The 9,429-nt window shown below is 65.3% G+C and carries 10 protein-coding genes; 4 read left to right on the forward strand and 6 right to left on the reverse strand.

Annotated features, from left to right (window positions below; all coding sequences use genetic code 11):
• The first annotated feature begins 157 nt into the window (after positions 1-157).
• The gene (locus MKK54_RS04290) at positions 158-388 is read left to right on the forward strand and encodes a hypothetical protein (RefSeq protein WP_244009372.1); all 231 of its coding nucleotides are present in this window, start codon (positions 158-160) and stop codon (positions 386-388) included.
• A 29-nt stretch (positions 389-417) separates the two neighbouring features.
• On the opposite strand, the gene MKK54_RS04295 is transcribed toward MKK54_RS04290, so the two are convergent.
• On the reverse strand, positions 418-555 hold the full coding sequence (locus MKK54_RS04295; protein WP_244009373.1) for a hypothetical protein: 138 nt from the start codon (positions 553-555) through the stop codon (positions 418-420).
• A 358-nt stretch (positions 556-913) separates the two neighbouring features.
• Between MKK54_RS04295 and MKK54_RS04300 the strand changes: the two genes are divergently transcribed.
• Positions 914-1,711: a lytic transglycosylase domain-containing protein gene (locus MKK54_RS04300; RefSeq protein WP_244009376.1), complete on the forward strand. Its 798-nt coding sequence runs from the start codon at positions 914-916 to the stop codon at positions 1,709-1,711.
• Positions 1,712-1,900: 189 nt separating this feature from the next.
• Here the strand turns inward: MKK54_RS04300 and MKK54_RS04305 are convergent, their stop codons facing one another.
• Together MKK54_RS04305 and MKK54_RS04310 are read right to left on the reverse strand one after the other, a co-directional pair.
• Positions 1,901-3,253, reverse strand: coding sequence for an L-serine ammonia-lyase (locus tag MKK54_RS04305; protein WP_244009380.1), 1,353 nt, complete (start codon positions 3,251-3,253; stop codon positions 1,901-1,903).
• Positions 3,254-3,396: 143 nt separating this feature from the next.
• Complete coding sequence (locus MKK54_RS04310) at positions 3,397-3,834, reverse strand: response regulator (protein ID WP_244009382.1); 438 nt, start codon at positions 3,832-3,834, stop codon at positions 3,397-3,399.
• Between the two features lie 647 nt (positions 3,835-4,481).
• On the opposite strand from MKK54_RS04310, the gene sfnG reads away from it, so the two are divergent.
• Together sfnG and MKK54_RS04320 are read left to right on the forward strand one after the other, a co-directional pair.
• Positions 4,482-5,609: a dimethylsulfone monooxygenase SfnG gene (sfnG, locus tag MKK54_RS04315; protein ID WP_244009384.1), complete on the forward strand. Its 1,128-nt coding sequence runs from the start codon at positions 4,482-4,484 to the stop codon at positions 5,607-5,609.
• Between the two features lie 23 nt (positions 5,610-5,632).
• Positions 5,633-6,910, forward strand: a complete 1,278-nt coding sequence (locus tag MKK54_RS04320; RefSeq protein WP_244009386.1) for an SfnB family sulfur acquisition oxidoreductase — start codon at positions 5,633-5,635, stop codon at positions 6,908-6,910.
• 353 nt (positions 6,911-7,263) lie between these two features.
• On the opposite strand, the gene MKK54_RS04325 is transcribed toward MKK54_RS04320, so the two are convergent.
• The 3 genes from MKK54_RS04325 to MKK54_RS04335 all read right to left on the reverse strand — a co-directional run.
• The gene (locus tag MKK54_RS04325; RefSeq protein ID WP_244009387.1) at positions 7,264-8,451 is read right to left on the reverse strand and encodes a glycosyltransferase family 61 protein; all 1,188 of its coding nucleotides are present in this window, start codon (positions 8,449-8,451) and stop codon (positions 7,264-7,266) included.
• Positions 8,448-9,176: a class I SAM-dependent methyltransferase gene (locus MKK54_RS04330; RefSeq protein ID WP_244009388.1), complete on the reverse strand. Its 729-nt coding sequence runs from the start codon at positions 9,174-9,176 to the stop codon at positions 8,448-8,450. The genes MKK54_RS04325 and MKK54_RS04330 overlap by 4 nt, the downstream gene beginning before the upstream one ends.
• Positions 9,177-9,303: 127 nt before the next feature.
• Positions 9,304-9,429, reverse strand: a 126-nt coding sequence (locus MKK54_RS04335) for a transposase (RefSeq protein WP_244009393.1), incomplete at its 5' end; no start/stop codon positions are given.

Raw genomic sequence — 9,429 nt, forward strand, 5'->3', positions numbered from 1 at the left:
AAGCCGGCGGGTTGCCAGGGCTGCGCCCCGATGGCAGGACCCGGTCGGACGAGACCCCGAGCGGCGTGAACTCATGGGCATGAACTCACCGGCATGAACGCATCGGCATGAACATCGCACACGATCCGGCGATGCCCGACGACGAGACGCTTTCCCGATGATCGTCGCTCTGATCCTGTTGCTGGGCGGCGTGGTCGTCGGCCTGTCCAGCCGCGTCATGCTCGCCTTCGGGCTCTCCGGGATCGTGCTGGCGCTCTCGATCCTGTCCTGGATGATCCGGGCCGAGGTCTCCGCGCTGCGCGTCCTGGTGCTGTTCGCCCATCTCGCCGCCCTGCAGGCGGGCTACCTGCTGGGCGCCTACCTGCGGACGCGCGGCGGACGGCGCTGAGGCGCGCCCGTCATCACAGGAACGTGCCGTCACCAGAACCAGATCGGCTCGTGGCTGAGCGCGAGGATCGGCAGCCAGAGGAGCAGCGCCGTCCCGCACAGGATCAGGACCAGCGACAATGACGGACGGTGGCTCAGGCGAGCACGGAGTGTCTTGAAACGGGACATGCTTGCTGCGATCCGGAACGCTTGCGGAAACGTTCCGGACTCGACTGCACGGCACGGGCCGCCCGGACGGTCACGGCGGCCGGAACTCAGTCGCGCCCCGTCGGACCCGGCAGCGTCCGAGGCTCACGGCAGCATTCGGGGCTCGGCCCCTTGTCCCGGAGCTTGGTCTCAGAGACTTGCAGCGAAGACACGGCCGTTCACCACATGCGCCGATGGGAGGGCAATCTCCCGGAGCGAGGCCAAAATTGCCGCAATGTGGCTCGACTCACGCGCAGGTTTGTAGCCTTGCTCCGGCCAAGGGGTAGAGATCGGGCCGTGCCCGCTCGCGCGGAGGCACGGCCCGCGAAGGAGTTCTGGAATGATCGGTAGTGGGAAACGGACGCCGTGGCTCGCGGCGGCCTTCGTGGCGCTCGCCGGCCTGGCGGGCCGGGCGGATGCGGCGCAGTGCGGCAACAGCGCGGGCGGGTTCGAGGCCTGGAAGCGGGACTTCTCCGAGGAAGCCCGCGGCCGGGCGAGCGCGGCCAGCCTCGCCGCCCTGATGGGCACCAGCTACTCGACGGCGACGATCTCGGCCGATCGCGGGCAGAAGAGCTTCAAGCTCTCCCTCGACCAGTTCCTGGCCAAGCGCGGCGGCAACACCATCGTGTCGCGCGGCCGGGCGCTGAAGGCGCAGAACGCGGCGCTCTTCGATGCGATCGAGCAGCGCTACGGCGTGCCCCCCGGTCCTCTCCTGGCGATCTGGGGCATGGAGACGGGCTTCGGCGCGGTGAAGGGCAACGTGAACACCCTCTCGGCCGTGGCGACGCTGGCCTACGATTGCCGGCGCTCGGCCTATTTCACCGACCAGCTCTACGCGGCCCTCACCCTGGTCGATCGCGGCGTGCTCAACGCGAGCACCCGGGGCGCGGCCCACGGCGAGGTCGGCCACACCCAGTTCCTGCCCAAGAACGTGCTGAACTACGGTGTGGGCGGCAGCCTCGACAATTCGAGCAACGCCCTGAACTCCACCGCGAACTTCCTCAAGGGCCACGGCTGGCGGGCGGGCGCCGGCTACCAGCCCGGCGAGCCCAACTTCGCCGCGATCCAGGGCTGGAACGCGGCCTCCGTCTACCAGCAGGCCATCGCCCTGCTCGGCCGGCGCATCGACGGGCCATAAGACCCGATCCCGCCGAGCGGGACTGATCGAGGTCCGCCCGCGCGGCGGCGGGCATCCATCGAATCGCGTCGCGACCGAGCCTGAGCGGCGGCTTCCCGACCGGAACGACAGAGGGCACCGATCCGTCGGTGCCCTTATCTTTTGGGCCCCGTGCCCGCGCGGGCACGGGGCCGGGCACCGTCCCAGCCTTCAGCAGGCGGCGACGTTCACCGCGAGGCCGCCCAGCGAGGTTTCCTTGTACTTGGCCTGCATGTCGTGGCCGGTCTGGCGCATGGTCTCGATCACCTCGTCGAGGCTGACGCGGTGGATGCCGTCGCCGCGCAGAGCCAGGGAGGCGGCCACCACGGCCTTGTTGGCCCCGAAAGCGTTGCGCTCGATGCAGGGAACCTGCACGAGGCCGCCGATCGGGTCGCAGGTCATGCCGAGATGGTGCTCCATGGCGATCTCGGCGGCGTTCTCCACCTGCGCGGCGTTGCCGCCCAGGAAGGCGGCGAGGCCCGCCGCCGCCATGGCGGCCGCCGAGCCGACCTCCCCCTGGCAGCCGACCTCGGCACCCGAGATCGACGCGCGGGTCTTGATCAGGCCGCCGACCGCCGTGGCGGTGAGGAGGAATTCACGGGCCCGCGCATCCGACCAGTCGGGACAGAAGTCGCGGGCGTAGCGCAGCACCGCCGGAACGATGCCGGCCGCCCCGTTGGTGGGGGCCGTCACCACCCGCCCGCCGGAAGCGTTCTCCTCGTTGACGGCCAGGGCATAGAGGCTGATCCAGTCCACGATCTCGTGGGCCGCGCGGGTGTTGCTCAGGCGCCCCGCCGTCAGGTCGTCGTGCAGGCGCTTGGCGCGGCGGCGCACCTTGAGGCCGCCGGGCAACTCGCCGGTCTGCACCAGGCCCCGGTCGATGCAGGCGAACATCGCGTCGCGCAGGGCGTCGAGCCCGGCCTCCACGGCCTCGGGCGCGCGGGTGCCGCACTCGTTGGCGAACTGCACCTCGGCAATGGTGAGGCCTTCGCGGGCGCAGAGCGCCAGCAAGCCGGCCGCGCTGGCGTAGGGCAGGGGGCAGGCGGATTCGGCGCCCGGCGCGGTCTCGATCTCCGCCTCCGTCACCACGAAGCCGCCGCCCACGGAGTAGTAGGTCCCGGTGTCGAGGAGCGTTCCCTCGGCGTCGAGGGCGCGGAAGCGCAGGCCGTTCGTGTGGAGCGGCAGCACCTCGGTGAAGTTGAAGACGAGGTCCGTCGCCGGGTCGAAGGCCGGGCCGCCGGCGCCCAGAATCTTCCCCTCCGTGAGGTCCGCGACCAGGCCCGCGACCGCGTCGGGCTCGACGCTGTGCGGCTCGTGGCCGAGGAGCCCGAGGAAGATCGCCGCATCGGTGCCGTGCCCGCGTCCCGTCCAGGCGAGAGAGCCGAAGATCTCGGCCCGGATGCGGGCGAGGCGCGCGAGGCCGCGGGTGCGCTCCCGGAAGCGCCGGGCCGCGACCATGGGGCCGACGGTGTGGGAACTCGACGGACCGATCCCGATCTTGAAGAGGTCGAAGGCGCTGATCATCGGGTTTCGCGTCTCCGCTGGGAGCCGACGCCCGCGCACGATCCGCGCCAGGACCATCGTGGCGCCGATCCTCCCGGTATCGGCCGCATCGTCATACACCGCCGGGCCGGCGGCGCGCACCGGTTTTCCGATGAGAGCGCCGGTCAGGCCGCCGCGCGGTCGAGGTCGCGCCGGGTGGCGGGCGCCAGCGGGGTGGAGGGCGCCAGCAGGGTGGCGATCAGGGCGACGAGCTGGTGTCCATGATAGGGCGTGCGCAGGCAGAGCGCACCGGGCACCAGCGCCTCGCCCTCGAGCCGGCGCGGCGAGCGGGCGGTGTAGACCACGCCCACCGCCGGATCGAGGCAGCGCGCCACGGTCGCGAGCGAGAGTCCGTCCACCGTGTCGCGGATGTCGGCGTCGGTCACCAGCACGTCGACGCGGCGTTCGCCGGGCTGGGCGAGGAGCAGGCTCTCGACCTCACCGGCGGTCCGGGCGCCGAGCACGTCGTAGCCCGACATCTCCAGGCAGCTCGTCGTGAGGCTGCGGGTCAACTCGTCTCCGGCGAGGAGAACCACGAGCGGCTGATGGGGCGCGGCCAGCATGACGATGTCCCTGGGTGAACCGATGTCGAATGCTTCGGTTTTGGCGTGAAGGATGATTCGAGCGTAGGAATCGGCCGGTTAACGCGTGCTTAAACAACCGGTTTCGTCAGGCAATATCGATTCACGTCACAATCTTCCGAGATCGATGATTTCAGGCAGATGCCCGCTTTATCAGCATCCGGATGCCCAGGAAGCATGCGGGCGAAGCAGATGCCATATCGGGCATTGAACTTCGCGCACGGAACGCACACGAAGTGCGGGCCTCGATCATTCCGGGTCGCAATCCGCATCTTTTCAAGCCATCCCCGCGGCGGGCGTTCGGAGCGTCGCTTCCGTCCGGGCGCGGGGCCTCGGGATGCGGCCCGTCCGATCCGGCGCCGCGCCCGGCCCCGTTCGGGCTCGATGAGACAAACCTTCGGTTTCCTCTGTCCGTGGGAGGACGGGCTTTCCGATCTCATCGCAAAAAAGCCGATTGGTTCCTTTGACGCCAACCTTCGTCCGAGCAATCCTGATGCCGGAACGACGAGTCAGAGCAAAGACACAGTCTTGTCTTCGTCATGACAAGACTGTGATCGATTCGAGTTTTGTATTCAATGTCTTCGAACTGGATGTCCGGATGCCTGTCCTCGGCATCCGACTCCGAACGCATGGGTGTCATCATGGGCTTTCAACCGCCAAGCCGCGACGACGGCGATCCGATCCGGTTCGCCTACTGGGTGCCCAATGTCTCGGGCGGCCTCGTCATCAGCAAGGTCGAGCAGCGTACCGGCTGGGACGGACCCTACAACCGCCGCCTCGCGCAGATCGCGGAGGAGGCCGGGTTCGACTACGCCCTGACGCAGATCCGCTTCACCGCCGGCTACGGCGCCGAGTACCAGCACGAATCCGTCGCCTTCAGCCACGCGCTGCTGGCCGCGACCTCGAAGCTCAAAGTCATCGCCGCGCTGCTGCCCGGCCCCTGGAACCCGACCCTCGCCGCCAAGCAGATCGCCACGATCAGCCAGCTCACGGAGGGGCGCATCGCCATCAACGTGGTCTCGGGTTGGTTCTCGGGCGAGTTCCGCGCCATCGGCGAGCCCTGGCTCGACCATGACGAGCGCTACCGGCGCTCGGAGGAGTTCATCCGCGCCCTGCGGGGGATCTGGACCCAGGACAACTTCACCTTCCGGGGCGATTTCTATCGCTACAGCGACTACACCCTGAAGCCGAAGCCGGCGGACCCGCAGCCGGAGATCTTCCAGGGCGGCTCCTCGCGCGCGGCCCGCGACATGGCCGCCCGCGTCTCCGACTGGTACTTCACCAACGGCAACACGCCCGAGGGCATCCGGACCCAGGTCGACGATCTCCAGGCCAAGGCGCGCGCCAACGGGCACAGCGTCAAGGTCGGCGTCAACGCCTTCGTCATCGCCCGGGATACGGAAGGTGAGGCCCGGGCCGTCCTGCGGGAGATCATCGACAACGCCGACCCGGAGGCGGTGAAGGCCTTCGGCCACGAGGTGAAGAACGCCGGCAAGGCCTCGCCGGAGGGGGAGGGCAACTGGGCCAAATCCAGCTTCGAGGATCTCGTCCAGTACAATGACGGCTTCAAGACCAACCTGATCGGCACGCCGGACCAGATCGCCGAGCGCATCGTGGCGCTCAAGGAGGCCGGCGTCGACCTCGCGCTCCTCGCCTTCCTGCACTTCCAGGAGGAGGTCGCGTATTTCGGCGCGCACGTGATCCCGCGGGTGCGCGCCCTGGAGGCGGCGCGCGCGGCGCGGGCGGAAGCGGCTTGAGCCCGAATCTCACGGAGACGATCATGAACATCACCGTCAGCGCCAGCGCGCTCGAATCCCATCGCCTGCCCGAATCCCATCGCCTGCCCAAGGGCGCGCCCGGCCCCGCGCGACCGGCGGAGCCGGCCCACGTCGTCCGCGACGACGCCGAGGCCATCCGGATCGCCCATGCCCTCGCGGCGGCGTTCCGAGTCGGGGCCTCCGAGCGCGACCGCACGGGGCGCCGGCCCTTCGCCGAGCTCGACGCGTTCTCGCAGAGCGGCCTGTGGTCGATCAACGTGCCCAAGGCCCATGGCGGGCCGGGGGTCTCCTACAGGACCCTGGCACAGGTCATCGCCATCGTCTCGGCGGCCGACCCGTCCATCGGACAGATCGCCCAGAACCACCTCGGCATCGTGGCCGCCATCGACACGGTCTCGGACGAGGCCCAGAAGGCCCTGCTGTTCGGGCTGGTTCTCGCCGGCACCCGCTTCGGCAACGCCTTCTCGGAGATCGGCACCCCGCGCGCTGCCGAGTTCAGGACGCGCTTCGTGGAGGACGGCGACCACGTGGTGGTCCGGGGCACCAAGTTCTACGCCACGGGGGCGCTGCTCGCCCACCTCGTGCCCATCGTGGCCCTCGATGGCGAGGGCCGGCCCTGGTACGCCATCGCGGAGCGCAACGCGCTGGGCCTGACGGTGATCGACGATTGGTCGAGCTTCGGCCAGCGCACCACCGCGAGCGGCACCGTCGAGATCGACGACGTCCGGGTGCCGAGGACCCACCTCGTGCCCGCCTGGAAGGGCTACGAGCGCCCGAGCGCGGACGGAGCGATCTTCCAGATCATCCAGGCGGCGGTGGATGCGGGCATCGCCCGGGCGGCTTTGGCCGAGACCATAGACTTCGTGCGCACCCGGTCCCGCCCCTGGATCGACAGCGGGCTGGACCGCGCCTCGGACGATCCCCACACCATCCGCATCGTCGGCGACCTGACGATCCGCCTGCACGCGGCCGAGGCGCTCCTCGACCGGGCGGGCCTCGCCATCGACGCCGCCGTGGCGGCACCCGATGCGGCGAGCGTGGCGGCCGCGCAGCTGGCGGTGGCGGAAGCCAAGGTACTCACCACCGAGGTGGCCCTGAGCGCCACCAACACCCTGTTCGAGCTGGCCGGCACCCGCGCCACGCTCGCCGAGCACAACCTCGACCGGCACTGGCGCAACGCCCGCACCCACACGCTCCACGACCCCGTGCGCTGGAAATACGCGATCATCGGCAACCACGCCCTGAACGGGGTGAACCCGCCCTTCCACGCCTGGAGCTAGACGTATGGTCCCGGATGAGTCGTGTTGGGTCCGACCCTGAAGCGATCCGGCTCTCTCGTCCGGGCGTCGAGGAGGAACGCCAGGGTTATCAGGCCGCACAGGGTCTTGCGCCTGCGAGCAGGGCTGTCGGCATCGGTGATCAGGGCGGACAGGTCCGAAGCTGGTCTCCGAAGCCGGTCATGGCCGTCATCATCGTACCGCTTGACCGACTTCTTGGGATCCATCCGGGCATCCGCCGGGCTCGCCCGCCCGCGCCACCCTCACCGTCGTCGCACGGATGACGTAGCACCTGGCCGCCGCCGTATTATCGCAGGGCAATTATAAATTGACTAAAATAAACATAAATAACGACTCTACATGAAAGACTTTATTTGATCGATAATCAGTTCAACATCGGCAACCCAACGCCTTTGCGACGAACTATCAGCGGGATCAGCTCCGCCAAGTACCATGACGTAGGGATGACCAAAGCCCGCATACATATTGGCGTGAAGAATGGTCCAGTTCATCATTGGTTCAATCGAGACAATCTTGGTCTGCGGTGGACAGAAAATCGTGTTGAACATGCCGGCACCGCTCGCGCCGACTACGATCTCAGCGGCAGCGAAAGTTCGGATCTGATTCTCGATCGTATCGCTTTCAGGCTCATAGATGTGGAACCCGAAGTCTCGCAGACGTGAGACCAGTTCCGCCTCGTTCTGGCACACTCTGTAATGCGGACGCTCACGAGCGGCACGAAGCCGTGAAACGTAGATTTTGCTCGGCCTGGTCGTAACGAGATCGCTGACTTTCAGGCGTTCCGAAACCTCTACAAAGAAATCAATCGTCATGTCATCGGGCACAAATTCCGATGTTGGAAGATTTGGAACGTAAAGATCCTCGAAAACATGTGCCTTGAATCGATCATAGCTTAAAAGCTTGGCCGAATCGACGCCAAAAACCTCCAAGATCCTAACCTGCCAAGATGCGTCCGTCGAAACGAAATAGCGATCTGGATCGATGCCAAGGCGGCGTAGCGCCGCGAGTTTGGCGACGGTCCTGAGGAGAAAAGCACCGTAATTGCCCTGTTCCATGGAGGCCAAGAGCGCTGTTGAGCCTTCGTGATGAACGAGACGATCGGCCCCCAAGGTTGGAAAGAACGACTGACCGTCGAAGCCCAAGTGCAAGAACTCAAAGTCGCGCCTGTCGGCCGACCGATAAATCTCAGCGGTATGGTAGCGATGCGCACTATCTGTAATGACGACACCGGAGCAGCATGGAATAAGGGCACGCTCGCCAATAAGCGTTGGGTTTTTCAGGCGAATACAAAAATTTTGCATGGCGAGTGCGCCCTCGCCTGCCTCGAGTGTTTCACGAACAGCATTGACGGCCGCATCGTCCGCAGTGGCATCTGGATGTTTCTGGATCGCCACAGAGACCGGCCGAGGTCGACGAAGGTCCGCTCCTCGACTAGGCATCCAACGGTTTACGAAAGGAGCCGTAAAGACAAGCTCGTTTCCTTCCGCCAGCGCGGATCGTATAGGGTCACCGAAGCCGATCATGCGCAGTCGTGCTCAGCACTGAAAGCACCGAGACCCATGAGATCTTCCGAAAGAAGGGCTACGAGCTCATCCTCTCCCATAATTCTAAAACGATCTTCGTATTTGATTAAATCAAAATATGTCGCCTCAGACACTTGGGTCATATCATTAAATATATTTTCGAATCCGACCCTCTGCTTCTTCCATACCACAAGCTGCTTGTTGCTCGAACCATCGTCCACGATTGCATAACTCAGCGAGGGGAAAAAATCATGCACCATGAACAACATTTTGTAGACATCACCATGCCAATCTCCCGAAGATCCCCCTAGTCGCCGTCGCAACTCCATTGCATCGTTCCAGTCCCGGAAACTACTGAAAACATCAGACGGAAAGACATCGTCAACGATCACGACACCGACCTGAGATGTTAACGCCAGCGCGTTCGTAAAATCTCGAAAGACCTGCTCGAACAAATGAAGTCCATCGATATATATCAAATCAAATTTCGGCCCCTTATATCCATTAAAGAAATCGTCGCTCGTCGTGGACAATAATTCCACGCAGTCAGATTGATACTCCGATGGATCGAACAGGAAACGCGGATCAACCGCGACCTTGTGATCTATATTTATACCGAAAAATGTTCGACCAGTCTCAACGCCTATCTCAAGATAGCGGCTGAGTTTGATTTTTTTTCCTATCGCGTTGATTCTCCGCGACGTGTGCGTGATGACATCTGTCATAACCAACGCTCCAGAACCTAAATCTGCCGACTTATCGAGGTGCTTGTAGCACCCGCCGGTTCCAATCTGACAGGCTCCCTGTAACAGGCCCCCAAAAAAATGAAACCGGCACGGCTTCTAGGGTGTGTCATCGCTTGAGCCAGTGGAGGGCGGCGGCGAGGTAGAGGACGCCCATGAAGCTGATGGCGGTCTTCTCGTAGCGGGTGGCGATGGCGCGCCATTCCTTGAGCCTGGCCCAGAGGCGCTCGACCTG

The organism is Methylobacterium sp. J-068, from assembly GCF_022829445.1.
Lineage (GTDB): Bacteria > Pseudomonadota > Alphaproteobacteria > Rhizobiales > Beijerinckiaceae > Methylobacterium.